We start from the raw sequence: 22,559 nt of genomic DNA on the forward strand, positions 1-22,559 counted from the left end.
TGATCAGAGTAGAGCGCGGATGCCCGGTGCGTAAGGGGCTGCTGCCTGTCACTTCCTCCAGACACCCAAACGGAACGCGCCCACGCGCCGAACGCGCCGCGGGCCCGGCGCTGGTGTGCGCCGGGCCCGCGTGGCAGCGGCCGGTCGACGGCCGCGGAGGCTACTTCTTCGCCTTGCCGCCGCCGCTGTCGTCGCTGGACAGCACCGCGATGAAGGCCTCCTGAGGGACCTCCACGGAGCCGACCATCTTCATCCGCTTCTTGCCTTCCTTCTGCTTCTCCAGCAGCTTCCGCTTACGGGAGATGTCACCGCCGTAGCACTTGGCGAGGACGTCCTTGCGGATGGCGCGGATCGTCTCGCGGGCGATCACCCGGGAGCCGATCGCGGCCTGCACGGGCACCTCGAAGGCCTGCCGCGGGATCAGCTCGCGCAGCTTGGCGACGAGCCGCACGCCGTACGCGTACGCCTGGTCCTTGTGCGTCACGGCGGAGAAGGCGTCGACCTTGTCGCCGTGGAGCAGGATGTCGACCTTGACGAGCTGCGCGGACTGCTCGCCGGTGGGCTCGTAGTCCAGCGAGGCGTAGCCGCGGGTCTTGGACTTCAACTGGTCGAAGAAGTCGAAGACGATCTCCGCGAGCGGCAGGGTGTAGCGGATCTCGACGCGGTCCTCGGAGAGGTAGTCCATGCCGAGCAGGACGCCGCGCCGGTTCTGGCACAGCTCCATGATCGAGCCGATGAACTCGCTGGGCGCGAGGATCGTGGCGCGCACGACCGGCTCGAAGACCTGGTCGATCTTGCCCTCGGGGAATTCGCTCGGGTTGGTGACCGTGTGCTCGCTGCCGTCCTCCATGATCACGCGGTAGACCACGTTGGGGGCGGTGGCGATCAGGTCGAGCCCGAACTCGCGCTCGAGCCGCTCCCGGATCACGTCGAGGTGCAGCAGCCCGAGGAAGCCGACGCGGAAGCCGAAGCCGAGCGCGGCCGAGGTCTCCGGCTCGTACACCAGCGCGGCGTCGTTGAGCTGGAGCTTGTCCAGGGCCTCGCGCAGGTCCGGGTACTCCGAGCCGTCCAGCGGATACAGACCCGAGAACACCATCGGCTTGGGGTCCTTGTACCCGCCGAGGGCCTCGGTCGCGCCCTTGTGCAGCGAGGTGATCGTGTCACCGACCTTGGACTGACGGACGTCCTTCACGCCGGTGATGATGTAGCCCACCTCGCCGACGCCGATGCCATCGGCCGGGGTCATCTCGGGGGACGACACACCGATCTCAAGCAGCTCGTGCGTGGCCCCGGTGGACATCATCCGGATGCGCTCACGCTTGTTGAGCTGGCCGTCGACGACTCGTACGTACGTCACGACGCCGCGGTAGGAGTCGTAGACCGAGTCGAAGATCATCGCGCGCGCCGGGGCGTCCGCGACGCCGACCGGCGGCGGGATCTCGGCGACGACCTTGTCGAGCAGCGCCTCGACGCCCATGCCGGTCTTCGCGGAGACCTTCAGCACGTCCTCGGGGTCGCAGCCGATGAGGTTGGCCAGCTCCTCGGAGAACTTCTCCGGCTGGGCGGCCGGCAGGTCGATCTTGTTGAGGACGGGGACGATCTTGAGGTCGTTCTCCATCGCCAGGTAGAGGTTGGCGAGAGTCTGCGCCTCGATGCCCTGGGCCGCGTCGACCAGGAGGATCGTGCCCTCACAGGCCGCGAGCGAACGCGAGACTTCGTACGTGAAGTCGACGTGGCCCGGGGTGTCGATCATGTTGAGGATGTGGGTACTGCCCTGGTCCGGGCCCTCGTTCGGGGCCCAGGGCAGACGCACCGCCTGGGACTTGATCGTGATGCCGCGCTCGCGCTCGATGTCCATGCGGTCGAGGTACTGAGCACGCATCTGCCGCTGCTCCACCACCCCGGTGAGCTGGAGCATGCGGTCGGCGAGCGTGGACTTGCCGTGGTCGATGTGCGCGATGATGCAGAAATTGCGGATCAGAGCCGGGTCGGTACGGCTCGGCTCGGGCACATTGTTAGGGGTCGCGGGCACGCAGGGTCCTGTCTCTTGAGGCGCCTGTAGCCTCGGGTCGGATCTATACGTAGCTTCCATGGTCCCATGGGTGGCGCACTGCGCTCGGTTTGGGCCGCTCCGAGATGGGCTGGTACCGTGGACAGCTGTGTCTCGTAGCCCTCTCAAGCGTCGAGGCGCGTGTCATAACACTCATCTGCAGTACCTCTGCAGTACCTGAACCTGAAAAGGCTCTTTCGTGGCGAACATCAAGTCCCAGATCAAGCGGATCAAGACCAACGAGAAGGCGCGTCAGCGCAACAAGGCGGTCAAGTCTTCCCTGAAGACCGCGATCCGCAAGGCCCGCGAGGCCGTTGCCGCCGGTGACACCCAGAAGGCCGCCGAGCTCACGCGTGAGGCCACGCGTCAGCTCGACAAGGCTGTCTCGAAGGGCGTCATCCACAAGAACCAGGCCGCCAACAAGAAGTCGGCGCTTGCTTCGAAGGCCGCGTCCCTCCAGGGCTGAACCCCTTGCCCCGGCTAGCGTGCCGGGGAGCTGATCAATCCTCCCGCGAGGCAATTCGAGCCCTCTACCTCGATTCGCGGACAGACCACGCAGTACGCCACGCTGCGACGATGCCCCCGGACCCACTCCGGGGGCATCGCTGTATCACGGGGGCCCCGTAAGGGGCGCGGGGAACTGCGCGACCAGCCACAGACGGGCCTCGGAGACCAACGCACCTCGCCACCCCCAAGACGCCCTGTCAGGGGCGCGGGGAACTGCGCAACCAGCCACGCACGGGCCCGCAGAGACCAACACACCCCGCCACCCCCAAGACGCCCCGTCAGGGACGCGGGGAACTGCGCAACCAGCCACAGCCGACCCGCAGCTACCAACCGCCCACCCAGCGGAGCTCAACGCCCCCCAGCCCGCGCCGCCCGCGCAACAGCAACCACAGCCTTCTCCAACGCGTACTCCGGATCATCCCCCCCACCCTTGACCCCGGCATCGGCCGCCGCAACAGCGGTCAACGCCGCGGCCACACCATCCGGCGTCCACCCCCGCATCTGCTGCCGCACCCGGTCGATCTTCCAGGGCGGCATCCCCAGCTCACGAGCAAGATCGGCCGGCCGCCCACCCCGCGCGGAGGACAGCTTCCCGATCGCCCGGACACCCTGCGCAAGCGCACTGGTGATCATGACCGGGGCGACACCGGTCGACAGGGACCACCGCAACGCTTCGAGCGCCTCGGCGGCCCGCCCCTCCACGGCCCGGTCGGCGACGGTGAAGCTGGAGGCCTCCGCCCGTCCCGTGTAGTACCGCCCGACGACCGCCTCGTCGATCGTGCCCTCGACGTCCGCCACCAACTGGGACACCGCGGAGGCCAGCTCACGCAGATCACTGCCGATCGCGTCGACCAGGGCCTGACACGCCTCGGGCGTCGCCGAACGGCCGAGCGTGCGGAACTCGCTCCGTACGAACGACAGCCGGTCGGCGGGCTTCGTCATCTTGGGGCAGGCGACCTCGCGCGCCCCCGCCTTGCGGGCCGCGTCCAGCAGCCCCTTGCCCTTGGCCCCGCCCGCGTGCAGCAGCACGAGGGTGATCTCCTCGGCGGGCGCTCCGAGATACGCCTTCACGTCCTTGATGGTGTCCGCCGGCAGATCCTGCGCGTTCCGCACGATCACGACCTTGCGCTCGGCGAAGAGCGAGGGACTGGTCAGCTCGGCGAGCGTGCCGGGCTGCAGCTGGTCGGAGGTGAGGTCGCGTACATCCGTGTCCGCGTCGGCGGCCCGGGCGGCCGCGACCACCTGCTGCACGGCGCGGTCGAGGAGCAGATCCTCTTGCCCCACGGCGAGCGTGAGCGGCGCGAGCGGATCTGACGAAGCGGCGGTATCTGTCTTCCTGGCCATCGCGGTCAAGCATCCCACGCGCCACTGACAGCCGGTGTCGGGCGCCGTTTCCGATATCGGACAATGGATCGGTGACCGACGTACGACATGTCTTGGTGCTGCCCGACCGCGACGCCGCGGAGGAAGTCGCCGCAGAAGTGCCCGACCGCTTCGGTGTCGCCGAGGAGCCCCAGCTCGTCCGCGACGCGCTGGCCGGCGAGGACGACGCCGAGGACGCCCAGTGGCTGGTGGTGGTCGAGGACCCCGAGTCCCGCCTGGACCGCACCGCACTCGACGACCTGGCCGCCTCTTACGAGGGCTGGCTGGAGACTCCGTGACGGACGGCGCCCGCCGACGAACACACTCCAGGTCCCGGCGTGGCGAGTTCCGGCAGGGCGACTTCCGGCACGGCGCGTTCCGGCACGGCGCGTTCGGGTCTCCCCGGCCAGCCGTGCGGCGGGCGACGGCGGTCAGGACTTCGGGACGACCTGGATGTCGAGGTCGATCGTGATGCTGTGCCCGACGGCCGCGATGCCCCGCGCCAACATCGTCTGCCAGGTGATCGTGAAGTCGTCGCGGTGCAGTTCGGTGGTGGCGCGGCAGGCCACGCGGGTCTCGCCCTCCAGCCCCTGACCGACCCCGAGGTACTCGGTGTCCAACGTGACCGTGCGCGTCACACCATGCAGCGTCAGACCACCCGAGACGGCCCACCGGCTGCCGCCCTTGTGCACGAAACGGTCGCTGTAGAACTCCATCGTCGGGAAGCGCCCCACGTCGAGGAAGTCGCCGGACCGCAGATGGTCGTCCCGCATCTGGACCCCGGTGTCGATCGACGCGGCGTCGATGACGACGTGCATCGCGGACTCCTCCATGCGCTCGCCCATCCTGATGGCGCCCGCGAAGCTGTTGAACCGGCCGTGGATGCGGGCCAGCCCGATGTGTCGCGCGGTGAAGCCGATGGACGAGTGCAGAGGGTCGACCTCCCAGTCGCCGGCCTCCGGCAGGGCGGGCGGCTGGGCGACCTGGAGCGTGACATCGCCGAGCGAGGCGTGGGTGTCCTGGCCGACGGTGGCGCTCCCCCGGTACGGAGTGAACCCTTCCGCCGAGACCACGAGGCGGTAGTCCCCGGCCGGAACAGTCGTGACGAACGCCCCGTAGGGGTCCGTCCCACCCCCGACCACCTTGCGCCCCATGGCATCGGTGACGGCGAACTCCGCGTTCCGCACCGGCTCGTTGACCGGGTCGAGCACCCGGCAGCTGAGCACTCCCGCGTCCGGCGGCACCCTGAGCGCCGACAAGGGCCCCGTCCGTCCCACCCGATTCGTACGGTTTCCCAGCCAACGGCCGAACACGCGCGACACACCCCCGCATTACTTGACAACACCTGCAAACTACAGCGAATGCGTATTCGACCACCGTTGCGGCATTCGATGCAACACGGCCATACATCGCGGGAATACCTCCTATGCGTGGGAAGTGTCGTGAGTCGCCCGAATTGACGTGCCAGCAGGCCCCGGGTCGGCGGGCCCCGGGCCGGCGGGCCCAGCGGGGACGGCAGGCCTAGGGAGGCCGGGTGACGGTTCCGAACCGTGGGGCCGCTTCCCGACCCGCGCCCGACCGTGCGGCCGAGCCCACCACCGCGATCGAGCCGTCCACGTCCGTGCGCAGCACCCGCGCCCCTTCAGCCCGCAACGCGGCGACCGTGACGGGTGCCGGGTGGCCGTACGAGTTCTCCGCGCCGCAGGAGATCAACGCCAACCTCGGCGCCGTCCGGCGCAGCAGCTCCGGATCTTGGTGTGCCGAGCCGTGATGGGCCACCTTGAGCACGTCCACGGAGGCGAGCGAGGCGGCGGCTGGGGTACGCAGCAGCGCGCGCTGGGCCGGTGGCTCGAGGTCTCCGAGCAGCAGCAGGGTCAGCCCTGCCGCCCGCACGAGCAGCGTCACGCTCGCGTCGTTCGGCCCCTCGGGCGACGGCGCCGGTCCGGCCGGGGGCCAGAGCACCTCCCAGTCCAGGCCCGCCGCACGCCGCCGCTCCCCCGCCACGGCCCGGGTCACCGGAACGCGCTCTGCCGCCGCCTGCTGCCGCACGAACTCCGCCTGCTCCGGAGGTTCCTGGAACCCCGTCGTCTGGATGCCGCCCACCTGCCTCCCCCGCAGCACCCCCGGCAGCCCCGCGACGTGGTCGGCGTGGAAGTGGGTCAGCAGCACCAGCGGCACACGCGTGACCCCGAGCGAACGCAGGCAACGGTCGACCGCCACCGGGTCCGGCCCCGCGTCGACGACCACGCCGGCGCCGTCGCCCGCCGCCAGCACCGTGGCGTCGCCCTGCCCCACGTCGCACATGACCATGCGCCACCCCGGCGGCGGCCAGCCCGCGATCACCCGGACGAGGGGCGGCGGTTGGACGATCGTCAGGAGGAGCAGCAGGACACAGGCCGTGGCGAGCCATGGACGCCGCACGAGCCTGCCGCCCGCCAGGACGAGCACCACCGTGACGAGCGCGAGCAGCAGCCCGCCACGCCATCCGCCCGGCCAGTCGACCCCGCTGCCGGGCAGTGCCGCCCCCGTGCGGGCGATCTCCGCGATCCACTCGGCAGGCCAACTCGCGCCCCACGCCAGCGCCTTGGCCACCGGCATCGCCACCGGCGCCGCCGCCAGCGCCGCGAAACCGAGCACGGTGGCGGGCGCCACGGCGAACTCCACGAGAAGGTTGCACGGCACCGCGACCAGGCTCACCCGGGCGGCCAGGACGGCGACGACGGGCGCGCACACCACCTGCGCTGCGGCCGCGGCGGCCAACGCGTCGGCGAGCCGCGGCGCCATCCCCCGCCCCCGCAACGCCACACTCCAGCGCGGCGCGAGGGTGAGCAGGGCCCCGGTGGCGAGGACGGAGAGCAGGAAGCCATAACTACGGGCCAGCCACGGGTCGTACAGGACGAGCAGCAGCACGGCCGCGGCGAGCATCGGGATCAGCGACCTGCGCCGCCCGGTGGCGATGGCGAGGAGTGCGATCAGCCCGCACGCCGCGGCCCGCAGCACACTCGGGTCCGGTCGGCAGACGATGACGAACCCGAGGGTGAGCAGCCCGCCCAGCAACGCGGTCGCACGCAAAGGGATGCCCAATCTGGGCGCCACACCACGCCGTTCGACCCGGTGGGCGAGGCCCGGTGGCCCGATGAGCAGGATGAGCAGAATGGAGAGGTTCGTTCCGCTTACGGCGAGCAAATGCGTCAGGTCGGTCGCCCGGAACGCCTGCTCCAACTCGACCGGTACCCGTGACGTGTCGCCCACCACCAGCCCCGGCAGCAGTGCGCGGGCGTCGGCCGGCAGCCCGTCGGTGGCCTCCCGCAGCCCGGCCCGCAACTGCCCGGCGAGCCGTTGCGCCCCGGACGGTGCGCCGACCACATGCGGTGCCCGCTCCCCCGAGATCCGGAGCACCGCCGCGACCTTGCCGCCCTCCGGCAGTGGCGGCGCCAACCGGGCGTCCACCCGCAACCGGGTGGAGGGCAGCAGCGCGAGCCAGGAGTCTTCGGGGCGGGGCCGGGCGGTACCGGCCGAGCGGGCTCGCGGCCCCGGCGGTGTCGTGCCCCGCACGATGACCAGGACCGGGGCCCGCGTCTCGGTCGCCGTGCCGTCCGCCTTCGTGACGCGGACGACGTCGGCGTTCAGGAGGACGCCGTGCGGCATCGCGTGCGCGCTCGCGACCCGGGGCCGAGTGCGCCGGGGGTCCGCGGTGACCACCAACTCCGCCTCCACCTCCGCGTACGCCCGCGCCAAGCCAGGAACCGGCCCCCGGTGCAGATCCGCCCCATGCAGCGCCGCTGAGCCACCGGAGGCGGCGGCACAGAGCAACGCGGCGGCCACCGACAGCCGCCCCCACGGGCGCCCCGGCCCCGAAGCCGGACCTGCAAACGGCCTCACGGGCGGTCCCGGAAGCTGCCTCACGGGCGGCCCCGGAAGCGGCCTCCGCGAACGTCGCGTCCCCGAGGGCCCGGCCCACCGCCCCTGAGCCGTCCACATCACCAGCAGCACACCGGCCGACGCCACACAGATCCCCACCGTGGCGACCGCCCACCGGGGCGGGGCGTCCAGCAGCAGCGCGGCCGCCGCCCAGGCCGCCAGCGCGGGCGGCACCAGCCGGAGGTCGACCGGCCCCTCCTGCCGCGGGTGCGAGGCGCCGAGGCGGTGACCCGACGAGGCATGCACCTCCGCACGCGCCGTCGCCCCGGTTCGGGACCCGGACACCGGCGTCATGGCCGTACGAGATCCTGGAGATCGGCGTAACGCCGGTCCCCGATGCCGTTGACCTCGCGCAGCTCTTCGACGGAGCGGAAGCCGCCGTGCTCGGTGCGGTAGTCGATGATGTGCTGCGCCAACACGGGGCCGACTCCCGGCAGTTGGTCGAGCTGCTCGGCGGTCGCCGTGTTGAGTCCGATCGGGCCTGCGGCCTCCGCCCCCGCAGCCCCCGCCGAACCAGTGCCCGGGGCGGCACCGACTCCGCCGGGTCCGCCAGGCCCGGGCGGCGGCGCCGGCTCGCCGACCACCACCTGCTCACCGTCCACCAGGAACCGCGCGCGATTGAGACCGCCCATGTCGGTGCCGGGACGGGCCCCTCCCGCCGCCCGCAGCGCGTCGGCCACCCGAGACCCCGCGGGCAGCCTGTGGACACCAGGGCGGCGGACCTTCCCGCTGACGTCCACGACGATCCTGCCGCCCGAACCGGCCGCCGCACCCGGACCGCCCGCCGCGCCCACTTCGCCCCTCCCGGCCGCCGAGGCGCGCCCCGCCTCCGCCGGAGGCCCCGCCGACGGAGCCGGTTCCACACCGCGCTCCGCGGCGGCGCCCGCCTCGCGCACGATGTCCGGGGGCTGCACCGGCCTCGCCCGCCCCGTCCAGAAGTGCTGGGCCGCGAAGACGGCGGCCACGGCGAGGACCACGACCAGCGCGACCACGCCACGCCGCTCGAGCCCGCACCGCGACTGGAACCACACGGGTAACCGCTCCCGCACCGCGAGCCCCATCCGCTCCCGCCGCGAAAGCCCGGCCTGCGCCTCCCCGTCCACGACAGGCCGTCCGACGGGTTCCGCCTCGGCCGCCGAGGCAGCCAAGGGCCGCACCCCACCACCAGCCGCCTCCACCACCGGCCCGTCCTCGTCCTCGCCGCCCGGCAGCAGCGCCGCATCCGGCCCCGCCACGTCGAGCCGCACCGAAGGAGACGAACGCGGAGGCACGGCCCCGAAAGGCGCCGACGACGGAACCGGCGAGGACGAGGGCGAGGGCAACGGCTGGGAGTCGGCGAAGAGTCTCCCCGCACGCAGCCGAACCGCCTCCGCCTCCGCCTGTGCCCGCGCCCGCACCTCCGCCGAGCCACGGCCGTGCCGGACCCGCGCACGGCTGTGCCGGTGCCGCACACGACTGTCCGAAGCCGGACCGCGACCAGGGCCGCTCGTCGGGGAAACTGTCCGAGATGTCCGAGAGGGTGAACGCAGTGAAGTCATGCCGACGACGGTAGGCACCACCGCGGCACAATGTTGATCTTGGTCAATTCCCGTGGATTACCCGGCAGTTGTGGATAACTCCGTCACCCGCACGTGGGAATTCCCGCAGCGATCCTCACCACGGCGAGACCACGACCCCCAGCAATCCAGGCCCCGTATGCGCCCCGATCACCGCGCCCACCTCGCTCACATGCAGCTCCGCGAGACCCGGCAGCCGATCCCGGAGCCGGTCCGCGAGGGCCGCCGCCCGTTCCGGCGCCGCGAGGTGGTGCACCGCGATGTCCACCCGGCCCGCCCCGGCCCGCTCGGCGGCGATCTCCTCCAGGCGGGCGATGGCCTTCGACGCCGTGCGCACCTTCTCCAGCATGTCGATACGGCCGCCGTCCAGCTTCAGGAGAGGTTTCACGGCGAGCGCGGAGCCCAACAGCGCCTGCGCGGCGCCGATCCGGCCGCCCCTGCGCAGATAGTCGAGGGTGTCGACGTAGAAGTACGCGGACGTGCCCGCGGCACGCTTCTCGGCGGCCGCCACCACCTCCTCCGCCGCTTCGCCCGACTCGGCGGCCTCCGCCGCCGCGAGGGCGCAGAAGCCGAGGGCCATCGCGACCATGCCGGTGTCCACCACCCGCACCGGCACCGGCGCGTCCTTCGCCGCCAGGACGGCGGCGTCGTACGTACCGGAGAACTCGGCGGACAGGTGCAGCGAGACGATGGCCGTGGCGCCCGCCTCCGCCGCCTGCCGATACGTCTCCGCGAAGACCTCGGGGCTGGGCCGGGACGTGGTCACCGACTTCCGCTTCTGCAGCGCCAGGGCGAGGGAGCGCGCCGAGATCTCGGTGCCTTCCGCCAGCGCCTGGTCCCCCAGGACCACGGTCAGCGGCACCGCGGTGATGCCGTGCCGCTCCATCGTCCGCTGCGGCAGATAGGCCGTTGAATCCGTGACGATCGCGACATGGCGGGACATGGGCTGGAGATTACCTGTCCGGGCCGCGGGACGGCAGCCCGGCCCCTGCTCGCCCTGCCCACTCCGCCCGCCCCGCCTCTGGGGCGTTCCCCGCGTCACGGGCGGCTCAGGTCGTGCTCTCGGGCTTGGCCTTCTTCTGCCACGGATACGTGGGGGCCGGGGTCGGCGGCGTGATCGCGGGCCGGGCGGGCTCCTGCGCGGGCTGCGCGGCGGACGAGGGCTCCGACCAGGTCTGCTCGCCGCCCGTGGCGGACTCCGCGGCGGGCTCGGGCCAGGCGGCGGGGGTTTGCGCGGGCGGCGGTTCCGTCGCCCAGTGACGCAGGGCTCCCGCCTCCATGTCGATCTGTGTGCGGAGCGATTGCAAGTCGTCGTCCGCGAACCGGCTGGCGCGGTCGCGCGCCACCCAGCGCAGGGAGTCCGCCGCCTGGGTGATGTGCTCCGTGCGCTCCTTCAGCTCGGGGAGGCGCTCGGCCACGGTCGCCTTGTCCGGGTCCCGCTCCAGACGCCGCAGCTCCTCGTCCAGCTCGTGCCCATGCGCGCTGAGCCGGTCGAAGAGGCCGAGGCTCTCCTTCAGGGAGGCGTCCTCGACGGAGCCGGCCTGTAGGACGTCCTGCGTGCTCCGCATCGAGGTGCGCAACTTCAGCCGCAGCTGGGCCAGTTCTCCTGCGGTGCCGACCTGGGCGAAGCTCTTCGCGCGCAGAGTGGTGTCCTCCACCGTGCGGCGGGCCTCCGAGATGGTGCGGTCCACGCCGCGCTTGGCCGCCCGGACGACCTTCACCGTGGCATAGACCCCCACCACCAGGAACAACACGACGAGCAGCGCCACGATCGCGCCCAAAGCTCCCATGACGCTCCTCTCCGCGTTCTCTACGTTTCTCCGCGCTCAACCAGATCCAGGTGTGCCCGGACCCGGCGTCCAGCTGCTTCCTCCACCGTAAACGGAGAAGGCAGGCCGGAGGTTCCAGCAGAACCCCCAACCTGCCCGTAGGGGAAGACCCCTATGCCACCTCACCCACCGGCGCGCGCTACGCCGGAACGATGTTCACCAGCTTCGGCGCCCGCACGATCACCTTGCGGATGCCCGCGCCGTCCAGCGCGGCCACGACCTTCTCGTCGGCCAGGGCGACCTTCTCCAGCTCCTCGTCGGAGATGGACGGCGAGACCTCCAGGCGCGCCTTGACCTTGCCCTTGATCTGCACGACGCAGGTCACGGACTCGTCCACGACGAACCCCGGGTCGGCGACCGGGAAGTCCTGGTGGACGACCGAGTCCGTGTGGCCCAGCTTGCGCCACAGCTCCTCGGCGACGTGCGGGGCCAGCGGCGCGATCAGCAGCACCAGGCGCTCGGCGACCGAGCGCGGCACCGGCCCGGCTGCCTTGGTCAGGTGGTTGTTCAGCTCAGTGATCTTGGCGATGGCGGTGTTGAACCGCAGGCCGTCCAGGTCCTGGCGGACGCCGTCGATCGCCTTGTGCAGGGCGCGCAGGGTGGCCTCGTCGATGTCGGCCTCGGCGACGTCCACGACGGTGACCTCGCCGGTCGACTCGTCGACGATCAGACGCCACAGGCGCTGCAGCAGGCGGTACTGGCCGACGACCGCGCGGGTGTCCCAGGGGCGGGACACGTCCAGGGGGCCCATCGCCATCTCGTACAGGCGCAGGGTGTCCGCGCCGTACTCGTCGCAGATCTCGTCCGGCGTGACGGCGTTCTTCAGGGACTTGCCCATCTTGCCCAGCTCGCGCTTGACCGGCTCGCCCTCGAAGAAGAACTTCCCGTCGCGCTCCTCGACCTCGGCCGCCGGCACCGGGAAGCCGCGGCTGTCCCGGTAGACGTAGGCCTGGATCATGCCCTGGTTGTACAGCTTGTGGAACGGCTCGGCGGACGAGATGTGCCCCAGGTCGAACAGGATCTTCGACCAGAAGCGCGCGTACAGCAGGTGCAGCACCGCGTGCTCGGCGCCGCCGACGTACAGGTCGACGCCGCCGGTCGGCTGCCCCTCGCGCGGGCCCATCCAGTACTGCTCGACGGCGGGGTCGACCAGCCGCTGGTCGTTGCCCGGGTCCAGGTAGCGCAGTTCGTACCAGCAGGAACCGGCCCAGTTGGGCATCGTGTTGGTCTCGCGGCGGTACTTCTTCGGGCCGTCGCCCAGGTCCAGGGTGACGTTGACCCAGTCCTCGTTGCGCGACAGCGGCGTCTCCGGAGAGGTGTCCGCGTCGTCCGGGTCGAAGGTGCGCGGGGAGTAGTCGTCGACCTCCGGCAGCTCCAGGGGCAGCATCGATTCGGGCAGCGCGTGGGCGATGCCGTCCTCGTCGTAGACGATCGGGAAGGGCTCGCCCCAGTAGCGCTGGCGGCTGAACAGCCAGTCGCGCAGGCGGAAGTTGACGGTTCCCTCGCCGATGCCGCGGGTGGCCAGCCAGCCGGTGATGCGGGCCTTGGCGCCGGCGACGTCCAGGCCGTCCAGGGAGACCTCCTCGTTCGAGGAGTTGATCAGCTTCGCCTCGTACGAGGAGAAGGCGTCGTCCCAGGTGGTGGTGTCGGTGCCGCGGTCGTCCGAGGGCTCCACCACGCAGCGCATCGGCAGGTGGAAGGCGCGCGCGAAGGCGAAGTCGCGGCTGTCGTGCGCCGGGACGGCCATGATCGCGCCAGTGCCGTAGCCCATCAGGACGTAGTCGGCGATGAAGACGGGGACCTGCTCGCCGCTGACCGGGTTGGTGGCGTAGACGCCGGTGAAGACGCCGGTCTTCTCCTTGGCGTCGGCCTGCCGCTCGACGTCGGACTTCGACGCGGCGAAGGCGCGGTACTTGGCGACGGCCTCGGCGGGCGTGGCGTGGCCGCCGGTCCACACCTCGTGGGTGCCCTCGGGCCAGGCCGCGGGGACGACCTTGTCGACCAGCTCGTGTTCGGGCGCCAGGACCATGTAGGTCGCGCCGAACAGCGTGTCCTGACGGGTGGTGAAGACGGTGATCGCGTCGCCCTCGGTGCCCACGGGGAAGTTCACGCGGGCGCCTTCGGAGCGGCCGATCCAGTTGCGCTGCTGCAGCTTGATGGCCTCGGGCCAGTCCAGCGCGTCCAGGTCGTCCAGCAGGCGGTCGGCGTAGGCGGTGATGCGCATGTTCCACTGGCGCAGCTTGGCCTTGAAGACGGGGAAGTTGCCGCGCTCGGAGCGGCCGTCGGCGGTGACCTCCTCGTTGGCCAGGACGGTGCCCAGGCCGGGGCACCAGTTGACCGGCGCGTCGGAGGCGTAGGCCAGGCGGTACTGGCTCAGGACGTCCGCGCGCTCGGCGGCGTTCAGCTCGCTCCACGCGCGCGTGGAGCCCGGCACCGCGCGGTCACCGCTGTCGAACTGCGCGACCAGGTCGGCGATCGGGCGGGCCTTCTTGGCGTCGGGGTCGTACCAGGAGTTGAAGATCTGTACGAAGATCCACTGGGTCCACTTGTAGTAGTCCGGGTCGATCGTGGCGAACGAACGCCGCTTGTCGTGGCCCAGACCCAGGGCGCGCAGCTGGGCCTTCATGTTCTCGATGTTGGCCTCGGTGGAGACCCGCGGGTGCGTGCCCGTCTGCACGGCGTACTGCTCGGCGGGCAGGCCGAAGGCGTCGAAGCCCAGGGTGTGCAGGACGTTGTGGCCGGTCATGCGCTGGAAGCGCGCGAAGACGTCCGTGGCGATGTACCCCAGGGGGTGGCCGACGTGCAGGCCCGCTCCGGAGGGGTACGGGAACATGTCCATGATGAACTTCTTGGGCTTGGCGGCCAGCGCCGCCTCGGCCTCGTTCCGCGCGGCCATGTCGCCGCTCGGGTTCGGCGCCTCGTAGGTGCCCTCGGCGTCCCAGAAGTCCTGCCAGCGTGCCTCGATCTCAGCGGCCAGAGCGGCCGTGTAGCGGTGCGGCGCGGCCACCTCGGAGGCGGCAGCAGAATTCGTCTCGCTCATGATCCTCAAAGCTCCATCGATCGTCTCTGCCTGCGGAATTGACCGTTCTGGTCAAAGCTGGTCAAACAAAAATGCCCCTCGCACAGGAGGGGACGCCGCGCCGATTCCGACCGCGATTCACCGGCGGTCGGGACTGATCAGCGCGGCCCGCTAAGCAGAAGGCGTACGGCACGCATGGCGTCAGGGTACCGCAGCGCCCGCACGGCCCGCGACGAGCCGGTACCCGGAGCCCCGCCAGGCCCCCGGTCCGCGCCCCTTGGCCAAGGGTTACTCCGCGTACCGACCACTATCGGGGCAACACCAAGAGCGCATCGCGCTTTGATAACAACGCAATAACTCAAACCCCGTACCCATCGGTATGGAGCGACTTAGCATGCGGCGGGACCGAACCATTTCGGAGCCGCCCCATGAACCCTCTGCACCCTCCGCACGCTCTGCGTTCGCTGCACCGTCTGCACCCACAGCGCCGAAGCCGGTTGCTCGGTGCCGGAGCCCTGCTCCTGATACCCCTGCTCGTCGTCGTGGGCAGCGACGGCTTCCGGGCCGCCCTGGACTTCACCACCGGCGTCCTGTGCCTGGTGTCCCTCACCGCCGCCGTCCTCTGGGGCCTGGTCGCCACCGACCGCCTCTTCCTGCGTTCGCGCCAGCGGCTGCTCGCCCAAGCCGTGCACCGCGCCACGGCGGTCGCCTCCGTCGGCTTCCTGTTGCTGCACGGCAGCGTCAAGATCGCCCTCGACCACGTCTCGCTCCTGGGTGCCCTCGTGCCCTTCGGGCTCGGCGTGAGCGGCAGCGCGGGGCTCATCGGCCTCGGCTCGCTCGCGGGCCTCCTCATGGTCGCCACGAGCGTCACCGGAGCCCTGCGGAGCGCCTTCGCCTCCCCCGCCCGGATCGCCTCCCGCTGGCGCGCGCTGCACATGCTGGCCTACCCCGCCTGGTGCACGGCGCTGATCCACGGCCTGTACGCGGGCCGGCCGCCGAAGCCGTGGGTGACCGCCATGTACTGCCTGTGCCTGCTCGCGGTCGCCGGGGCCGTCGCCCTGCGCGCGGCACCGCCCCCGGTCAAGCGGAAGGTCGCCGCCCGCGTCCTGGCCCTGCTCGAACCGGAACCCAAGGGCTCGCGCCGCGCCCGCCCACCCGCGCGGGACACCGCTTCCGCCCCGCTCCCCGATACGTCGGCCGACGCCGCCCCCGCCCCGAACCCGGCCGCCGGCATCTGGGCGGCCTACCGCGCACTGGCCCCCACCCCGCCCGCGCCCCCGCGCCCGGCGGGCCCCCCGCCCCGCTCACAGCCCACCGACCGCTGGCCCACGCCCTCCCCGCTACCACCCGCCGAAGCCCCGTACGTGGCCCCCGAGCCCACGTACGACACCGCCTACGCCCCGGCATACCAACCGGCCCACGATCCCACCCACGACCCCGCGTACGACAGCGGCCCCGCCACCGAACCGCTGCCCCGGCCCTTCCAGGCCCCCAGCTCGGGCGAGCCCTGGAACGCCGCCCCCGGAGGCCACCCGTGAACGCGTCGCTGCCCGATGTCCCCGAAGTCCGCGTCGTCGGGCTGCCCCTGCTCACCTCGGGCTTCGACCTGGTCGAACGCCTCGATCTCGCCATGCACCTGAAAGTGCACGGCCCCCTCGAACCGATGGCCGGCGAGCCGCTGGCCCGCCTCGCCGAGCAGATCGCGTTGCGCGGCCGGGGCGGCGCGGGCTTCCCGTTCGACCGGAAGCTGCGGGCCGTCGCCGACGCGGCGATACGTCGAGGCGTACGCCCTGTTGTGGTCGTCAACGGCAGCGAGGACGAACCGGCCTGCCGCAAGGACACCGTCCTGATCAATCGCGCCCCGCACCTCATCCTGGACGGCGCCCTGCTCGCCGCCGAGGCTCTCGGCGCCCGCACCCTCGTCATCGGCGTGACCCGTGACTCGACCGAGGCGTCGATGCGCACCGCCCTCGCCGAGCGGGGGCTCGGCGACCGACGCGGGTCGGCCCTTCGCGCGCGCGTGCAGCGCAACCCGGTGCGCATGGTCACCGGGGAGTCGTCCGCCCTGGTCCGCTCCGCCGACGGCGGCCCCCCGCTGCCGCCGGGCCGCAAGGCGCGTACGTCCGAGTACGGCGTGGGCGGCGCGCCGACCCTGCTCTCGAACGCGGAGACCTTCGCCCAGCTCGCCGTCGCCGCCCGGATCGGCGCCGACCGCTACTGCCGCACCGGGCTGCGCGAGGAGCCCGGCACCGTCCTGCTGACCCTCGCCGGAGCGGTCACCCGGCCGATGGTCGTCGAGGTCCCCACCGGAGTACCGCTGCGCTACGTCCTCCAGCTCGCCGGCGCCCCCGCGCTCCCCCAGGGCGTGCTGACGGGCGGCTACCACGGCAAGTGGCTCGACGGCGTCACGGCGAACGAGGCGGTCATCTCCCGTGCCGCCCTGGAGGCCTGCGGCGGCGCGCTCGGCGCGGGCGCGGTCCTGCCCATCGGCGAGGGCACCTGTCCGCTCGGGGAGTCGCTGCGCGTCGCGCACTGGCTGGCTTCGGAGAGCGCCGGGCAGTGCGGCCCCTGCTACCTCGGCCTGCCCGCGGCGGCCCGCGGCCTCGCGGACGTCCTCCAGGGCGGTGGCCCCACGGCCCTCGAAGCGCTGCGCGAGGTGACGCGGACCGTGAAGCGGCGCGGTGCCTGCAAGCATCCGGACGGCTCGGCGGCCTTCCTGGAGTCGACGATCGCGGCGTTCACGGACGACCTCGCGGCGCACGTGCTGGGCGACGGCTGCGGCCGCCCCGTCGCGGGTGTCCTGCCCCTCCAGGCGGAGGCGCCTCCGGCGCAGGCGCCCAGCGGCCGCAGGCTGGCCGTCGACTGGACGCTGTGCCAGGGCCACGGCCTGTGCGCGGACATCGTCCCGGAGCTGATCCAGCTGGGCCCGGACGGCTTCCCGTCGGTCGCGGAGGCCGCCGTACCGCGCTACTCCGAAGCGCGCGCCTCCCGTGCGGTGCGCCGCTGCCCGGCGCTCGCCCTACGCATCGAGGAGGACCCGGCACCGGTGACCCGCCCCGCCCTGCCCACAGCGCTGCCGCCGGGCCGTGGCCGCAGGGCACTCGGCAGCGGCCGGCAGTAAACGGCCGGCAGTAAACCGCGACAAGGAGAACCAAGAAGAGCCACCGGGAAGCGGGCGGAAACAAGAAGCGGGCCACCCGATCCGGGTGGCCCGCTTCTCATCTGCTGTGGAGCTAAGGAGAATTGAACTCCTGACCTCCTGCATGCCATGCAGGCGCTCTACCAACTGAGCTATAGCCCCTTGCTTGTGTCCGCCCGGTTTCCCCGGCGACTCCCCAAACATTACACGGTCACCCCCGTGCTCCACCAAATCGTTTCCGGTCTGGCCCGATAGCGCCCGATAAGGCCGGTACTGTCAGCCTCCGTGACCGTGATCGCGTTCGCCGCCGCCCGCCGCCGCGTGCCTCTCGCCGCCGGAGCCTGCCTGCTCTCCTTCACGGCCTTCTGGCTCGCGCAGCGCGCCGCCGACGTCTCGATGATCGACCTGATGGTCTACCGCGCGGAGGGCGAGACCGTACGCGCGGGCGGCGACCTCTACGCGTTGCGCACCACCGAAGCCCACCTCCCGACGACCTACCCGCCGTTCGCCGCGCTCCTGTTCACCCCCCTGACGCTGCTGGACACCCCGGACATGCGCATGCTCGCGACGCTGGGAAACCTTGTCCTGCTGGTCGCCTTCGTGGCCCTGTCCCTGCGGCTCATCCTCGAAGAGCGGCTCATCCTCAAAGAGCGCTTTGCCCTCGAAGAGCGGCACGCGCGCGTGGAGGCGGTCCTGTGGGTCTCCGCGCTCGCCGTCTGGTGCGAGCCGGTGTGGACGACGCTGCGCTACGGACAGATCAATCTGCTGCTCGCCGTGCTCGTCCTGTGGGACCTGTCACGTCGCCCCGGCCATCGCTGGGCGGGCCTCGGCATCGGCCTCGCCGCGGCGGTCAAGCTCACGCCCGCGCTGTTCGCGGTATTTCTGCTGCTGACCGGCGCCGCCGAGGCGCTGCGGCGCGGGGTGTGGCGGCCCGCCGTGCGGCACGCGTGCGTGGCCGCCGTCTCGTTCGCCGGGGCGACGCTCCTCGCGGCCGCCGTCCTGCCCTACGACTCACGGCGGTTCTGGACGCGGATGGTTTTCGAGGCGGGCCGGGTGGGGCTGGCGGAGGACACGGCGAACCAGTCGCTGCGGGGCGTTCTCGCCCGGCTCCTGCACAGCGCGGACCCCGGGCCGTGGTGGGCGATGTCGGCGGCGGTGTCCTGCGCGCTCGGCCTCGCCGCCGCGGTGGCCGCTGCGCTGCGCGGGGAGCGGGCCCGGGCCGTGCTCTGCTGTGCGGCGACGGCGCTCCTGGTGAGCCCGGTGTCGTGGTCGCACCACTGGGTGTGGTGTGTGCCGATGGTGCTGGCCCTGGGGGTCGAGGCGGCGCGACGGGGCGGCCCGCTCCGGTGGGCGGCGGCCGGGGCCGCATGCCTGGTCTTCTGCTCGTACGCCCTGTGGTGGGTGCCGCATGGGGCGGGACGGCTCGAACTCGCCCAGAACTATGGCCAGATGACGCTGTCCGGCCTCTACGTGCTGACCGCTTCGGCGTTTCTGCTGGCCGCTCTCGTTCCCGTCGGCCGGTCTCAGGCGGTGGCGAAGGAGTAGAACCGCTTGAGGGTGCAGTGCTCGTCGAGCAACCGGCCGTAGATCGGCTCCCCTTCGAGCTCGCGGTAGGTCTCGATGGGGTCGCCTTTTATGATCAGCGCCCGTGCGCATTCCTCGCACCAGTACTGGTAGTCGTTGTTGACCGGTTCCATGTCGCGGACGATCGGCGTGCCACTGTCGCACCAGTCGCATTTCCGCCTGTGTGCCCCCATCGATCAGCTCCAGCTGTGGCCGCAGGCGGTGCAGACATAACTGACTCCGCCGTTGTCGCCGAGTACCTGGGCGACGTGGACCGAGCCGCAGGAAGGGCAGTTGAGGAGAGTGCGGAGCGCGTGGCGTTCTCGTGTCGCCGTCGCGTCGAAGAGGTGGTCGACCTCTTCGAGGATGCTCGCAGGCATCGCGCTCTCCCTCCCGTCGGGCTGCGTTCCCCTTCCGGCTGTCCGATTCTGCCACGGCCCGAGCGGACCGGTCAGCGACCCAGGGGTGGTAAAAAGAAAATCCCGCCCCCTGACGGGGACGGGATTTCCGGGACTGTGGAGCTAAGGAGAATTGAACTCCTGACCTCCTGCATGCCATGCAGGCGCTCTACCAACTGAGCTATAGCCCCTTGCGCCACGCGGTGGAACCGCTCCGGCGTTTCGCCCCGCTCTGCGGGGCGAACAAGAAGAACTTTAGCCTGCGACCAGCCGGAATGTGAAATCCGGGTCCGGCCGCCCCCGGGGCAGGGCTCCGGAGGCGCTCAGTCGTCGTCGCCGAGCACCGGTTCCGGCAGCGTGCCGGCGTTGTGCTCCAGCAGGCGCCAGCCGCGCGCGCCCTGGCCGAGGACCGACCAACAGCAGTTGGAGAGACCGCCGAGCCCCTCCCAGTGGTGGGACTCCAGGCCGAGGAGGCGGCCGATCGTGGTGCGGATGGTGCCGCCGTGGCTGACCACCACCAGTGTGCCGTTGTCCGGCAGCTTCTCGGCGTGACGCAGCACGACGGGAGCGGCGCGGTCGGCGACCTCGGTCTCCAGCTCACCGCCGCCGCGGCGCACCGCCTCGCCGCGCTTCCACGCGGCGTACTGCTCGCCGAAACGGGCGATGATCTCGTCGTGCGTCAGGCCCTGCCACGCACCGGCGTACGTCTCCCGGAGGGCTTCCTCGTGGGTGACGGACAGGCCGGTGACGGCGGCCAGCTCGGCAGCCGTGGCCGCCGCCCGCCTGAGGTCGGAGGCGATGATCGCGTCCGGCTTCAGGGAGGCGAGCAGCCGGGCGGCGCGCCGGGCCTGACCGACGCCTGTCTCGGTCAGCTCGATGTCCGTGGAGCCCTGGAAGCGGCGCTCCAGGTTCCAGGCCGTCTGGCCGTGCCGCCACAGGATGATCCGGCAGCCGCGGTTGCTCACCGCAGCTCACCGTCCAGGTCAGCCTCCTCGGCGGCCTGCTGCTCGGCGTGCTCGGCGCCCTTGCCGCGGGTCGCCTTGGCGTCCTCGGGCAGGCCGATCTCGGGGCAGTCCTTCCACAGGCGCTCGAGGGCGTAGAAGACACGCTCCTCGCTGTGCTGGACGTGGACCACGATGTCGACGTAGTCGAGCAGGATCCAACGGGCGTCGCGGTCGCCCTCGCGACGGACCGGCTTGGCGCCGAGCTGCTTGTTCAGCTGCTCCTCGATCTCGTCGACGATGGACTTGACCTGGCGGTCGTTGGGTGCGGAGGCGAGCAGGAACGCGTCCGTGATCGACAGCACGTCGCTGACGTCGTACGCGATGATGTCGTGCGCGAGCTTGTCGGCAGCCGCCTGGGCGGCGACGTTGATGAGCTCGATGGAGCGGTCCGTGGCGGTCACTGGTGAGCTTTCCTTCAGATGGTCAAGACACCCCAAGGGTCTCACGGACCGCCGCCCGCTCCCCAGACGATTACGTCACCGCCTCCGCGGACCCGGTTCTCACCCCGCCGTGTAGTCCTGTCCGAGGACCACGGAGACGTCCGCGTTCGGTGCCGTCCTGCCCTTGCGGACCACGCTCGTCGGCAGGCCGAGGGTCTTGGCGACCTCGGTGGCCCGCGCCTTGTCGGCCTCGTCGGCGTATGTGATCTGTGAGGTGGGACGGGCCGCGGTGCCCGTGCCGGCGTCGACGAAGGCGTAGCCGCCGTTGACCAGGGAGACGCGGGCGTCCTGCGCAGCGCCCTTGGAGCCGGAGGCGTTCTGGACGCCGACCCGCAGGGCCGCGCCCTGCTCCGGGGCCTTCACCGCGCCGCCGAGGACCTCCTTGACCACGGTGTCGCCGGCCTTCTCGGAGAGGGTGCCGTCCGACCGCACCGGCAGCAGCGTCGTCTTGTAGTCGCCGCCCTTCGCGCGCTCGGCGAGCTTGGCGAGGAAGGTGCCGAGGTCCTTCTCCTTGAGCGAGGGGTCGAGGATCTGGGCGAGCGACTCGACGGTGGTGGTGGCCCCCTGCGGGTCCGACGAGAGCTTGCGCAGGATGCCCCGCATGACCTGGCCGAAGCGGGCCAGCTGCGCGCTCTCGCCCTCGCCGGGCGCGCGGTAGGTGGCGTAGGCGACGGCCATCTGGCCGCTGAGGGTCTGCTGCTCGCCCTTCTTCACGAGGGGCGCTTCGCCCTTCTTCGCCTTCGGGTCGGGCACGTCGGCGTCCGTGTCGACGTCGATGGTGCCGACCAGTTCGACGAGGTTGTTCAGGAACGGGGTGTCCAGGCGCCAGGTGCCCTCGACCTCGGTGCCGAGCACGGTGTCGATCGACTCGCGGGTGCCCGTCGAGCCGTCGTCGTCCACGGACTTGCCGAGCGTCGTCGCGCTGCCCTCGTCGTCCGACACGGCGAGGGAGTTCGGCAGCAGGACGGTGGCGCCCTGGCCGGTGGTGGCGTTGTTCACCAGCAGGGCGGTGGAGGTGCCGCCGCCCTTGGTGTCGTGCAGGTGTACGACGATCACGTCGCGCTTCTGCGGGCCGGTCGCGTCGGCCGCGCCGCCCGTGCCGTCGGACTGGCCGGGCAGCTTGCCCGCGAACCACAGGTAGCCGACGCCGCCCGCGATCACCAGGGCGAGGACCACGACGAGCGCGACGACGCGGGAGCGCCCGCGCCGCTTGGCCTCCTCGCGCCGCTCGGTGCGGCTCTCGGTGAACTTCAGCCAGTCGATGACGTCTTCAGAGTCCTCGTCCGGCTCCTCGATGAACGAGAACTGCTCGGTCTTGTACTCGGGCTGCTTGTGTCCGGGCTGCTCGTACCCCGGCTGCTCATCCTCGCGCCGCGATTCGGGTTCCGGTGCCGGCTCAGGTTCAGGTTTCGGCTCGGCCCGACGCGGCGGCGAAGGCTGATGTTGCTGCTGCTGAGGGACCCAGGCGGTGTCGTACGGGGTCGGGGCGGCGCCCTGCGCGTCGTACGCCTGCTGCTGTCCCCCACCGGCATACGGGTCATATCCGTACCCCTGGTACTGCTGGGGCACCTGCGGCTGCTGTTGCTGCTGCACCAGCTGATACACCGGCTGTCCGTACTCGTCGTACCCGACGACCTGGTACTGGTCGGCCGCGTACCCGGCGCCGTACCCGGCGGTGTGCCCGGCCGCGTACTCACCCGCGTACTCGCCCGCATACGGGTCGCTGCCCGCATAAGGGTCGTACTGTCGGTCGTTCACCGGTGGTGCCCCT

Annotated in this window: 18 protein-coding genes and 2 tRNA genes; 5 read left to right on the forward strand and 15 right to left on the reverse strand. The window is 71.6% G+C overall.

What is annotated here, in order from left to right:
• Positions 1-160: 160 nt before the first annotated feature.
• Complete coding sequence (gene lepA / locus J2N69_RS11635; protein WP_230900674.1) at positions 161-2,032, reverse strand: translation elongation factor 4; 1,872 nt, start codon at positions 2,030-2,032, stop codon at positions 161-163.
• A 217-nt stretch (positions 2,033-2,249) separates the two neighbouring features.
• Between lepA and rpsT the strand changes: the two genes are divergently transcribed.
• Positions 2,250-2,516: a 30S ribosomal protein S20 gene (gene rpsT, locus J2N69_RS11640; RefSeq protein WP_127912635.1), complete on the forward strand. Its 267-nt coding sequence runs from the start codon at positions 2,250-2,252 to the stop codon at positions 2,514-2,516.
• A gap of 389 nt (positions 2,517-2,905) precedes the next feature.
• Here rpsT and holA read toward each other — a convergent pair whose 3' ends face one another.
• The gene (holA, locus tag J2N69_RS11645) at positions 2,906-3,901 is read right to left on the reverse strand and encodes a DNA polymerase III subunit delta (RefSeq protein ID WP_230900675.1); all 996 of its coding nucleotides are present in this window, start codon (positions 3,899-3,901) and stop codon (positions 2,906-2,908) included.
• Positions 3,902-3,972: 71 nt separating this feature from the next.
• Between holA and J2N69_RS11650 the strand changes: the two genes are divergently transcribed.
• Positions 3,973-4,218 (forward strand): hypothetical protein, encoded by a 246-nt coding sequence (locus J2N69_RS11650; RefSeq protein WP_230900676.1) that lies wholly within the window; start codon positions 3,973-3,975, stop codon positions 4,216-4,218.
• A 132-nt stretch (positions 4,219-4,350) separates the two neighbouring features.
• Here J2N69_RS11650 and J2N69_RS11655 read toward each other — a convergent pair whose 3' ends face one another.
• The 6 genes from J2N69_RS11655 to leuS form a co-directional block, all read right to left on the reverse strand.
• A complete protein-coding gene (locus J2N69_RS11655) occupies positions 4,351-5,232 on the reverse strand; it encodes a YceI family protein (RefSeq protein WP_230900677.1) in 882 nt (293 codons plus the stop codon).
• Between the two features lie 208 nt (positions 5,233-5,440).
• Positions 5,441-8,134 (reverse strand): ComEC/Rec2 family competence protein, encoded by a 2,694-nt coding sequence (locus J2N69_RS11660; RefSeq protein WP_230900678.1) that lies wholly within the window; start codon positions 8,132-8,134, stop codon positions 5,441-5,443.
• Positions 8,131-9,087, reverse strand: coding sequence for a ComEA family DNA-binding protein (locus J2N69_RS11665; RefSeq protein WP_408056711.1), 957 nt, complete (start codon positions 9,085-9,087; stop codon positions 8,131-8,133). Before J2N69_RS11665 ends, J2N69_RS11660 begins: the two co-directional genes overlap by 4 nt.
• 406 nt (positions 9,088-9,493) lie before the next feature.
• Entirely contained in the window at positions 9,494-10,339 is an 846-nt protein-coding gene (locus J2N69_RS11670) for a DegV family protein (RefSeq protein ID WP_230900680.1), read from the reverse strand.
• 106 nt (positions 10,340-10,445) lie between these two features.
• Positions 10,446-11,186, reverse strand: a complete 741-nt coding sequence (locus tag J2N69_RS11675) for a hypothetical protein (protein WP_230900681.1) — start codon at positions 11,184-11,186, stop codon at positions 10,446-10,448.
• Positions 11,187-11,364: 178 nt separating this feature from the next.
• Positions 11,365-14,265, reverse strand: coding sequence for a leucine--tRNA ligase (gene leuS, locus J2N69_RS11680; protein WP_272595822.1), 2,901 nt, complete (start codon positions 14,263-14,265; stop codon positions 11,365-11,367).
• Positions 14,266-14,672: 407 nt separating this feature from the next.
• Between leuS and J2N69_RS11685 the strand changes: the two genes are divergently transcribed.
• Positions 14,673-15,782 carry a hypothetical protein gene (locus tag J2N69_RS11685; RefSeq protein WP_230900682.1) on the forward strand — a complete coding sequence of 370 codons (1,110 nt, stop codon included), beginning with the start codon at positions 14,673-14,675 and terminating at the stop codon, positions 15,780-15,782.
• Positions 15,779-17,365: an NADH-quinone oxidoreductase subunit NuoF family protein gene (locus J2N69_RS11690; protein ID WP_230900683.1), complete on the forward strand. Its 1,587-nt coding sequence runs from the start codon at positions 15,779-15,781 to the stop codon at positions 17,363-17,365. The genes J2N69_RS11685 and J2N69_RS11690 overlap by 4 nt, the downstream gene beginning before the upstream one ends.
• 107 nt (positions 17,366-17,472) lie before the next feature.
• On the opposite strand, the gene J2N69_RS11695 is transcribed toward J2N69_RS11690, so the two are convergent.
• Positions 17,473-17,545 (reverse strand) — tRNA-Ala (locus J2N69_RS11695).
• 123 nt (positions 17,546-17,668) lie between these two features.
• Here J2N69_RS11695 and J2N69_RS11700 point away from each other — a divergent pair.
• Positions 17,669-18,928, forward strand: coding sequence for a glycosyltransferase 87 family protein (locus J2N69_RS11700; RefSeq protein WP_230900684.1), 1,260 nt, complete (start codon positions 17,669-17,671; stop codon positions 18,926-18,928).
• On the opposite strand, the gene J2N69_RS11705 is transcribed toward J2N69_RS11700, so the two are convergent.
• From J2N69_RS11705 to J2N69_RS11730, 6 genes are all read right to left on the reverse strand, one after another.
• Positions 18,907-19,140, reverse strand: coding sequence for a hypothetical protein (locus J2N69_RS11705; RefSeq protein WP_230900685.1), 234 nt, complete (start codon positions 19,138-19,140; stop codon positions 18,907-18,909). The genes J2N69_RS11700 and J2N69_RS11705 overlap by 22 nt on opposite strands.
• Before the next feature lie 3 nt (positions 19,141-19,143).
• Entirely contained in the window at positions 19,144-19,326 is a 183-nt protein-coding gene (locus tag J2N69_RS11710; RefSeq protein ID WP_127912586.1) for a hypothetical protein, read from the reverse strand.
• A 136-nt stretch (positions 19,327-19,462) separates the two neighbouring features.
• Positions 19,463-19,535 (reverse strand) — tRNA-Ala (locus J2N69_RS11715).
• A gap of 132 nt (positions 19,536-19,667) precedes the next feature.
• Positions 19,668-20,309, reverse strand: coding sequence for a histidine phosphatase family protein (locus J2N69_RS11720; protein ID WP_230900686.1), 642 nt, complete (start codon positions 20,307-20,309; stop codon positions 19,668-19,670).
• Positions 20,306-20,749 (reverse strand): ribosome silencing factor, encoded by a 444-nt coding sequence (gene rsfS, locus J2N69_RS11725; RefSeq protein ID WP_230900687.1) that lies wholly within the window; start codon positions 20,747-20,749, stop codon positions 20,306-20,308. Before rsfS ends, J2N69_RS11720 begins: the two co-directional genes overlap by 4 nt.
• 99 nt (positions 20,750-20,848) lie before the next feature.
• Positions 20,849-22,546, reverse strand: a complete 1,698-nt coding sequence (locus tag J2N69_RS11730) for an LCP family protein (protein ID WP_230900688.1) — start codon at positions 22,544-22,546, stop codon at positions 20,849-20,851.
• Positions 22,547-22,559: the final 13 nt, after the last annotated feature.

It is taken from the genome of Streptomyces huasconensis (genome assembly GCF_021028635.1).
GTDB classification, from domain to species: domain Bacteria; phylum Actinomycetota; class Actinomycetes; order Streptomycetales; family Streptomycetaceae; genus Streptomyces; species Streptomyces huasconensis.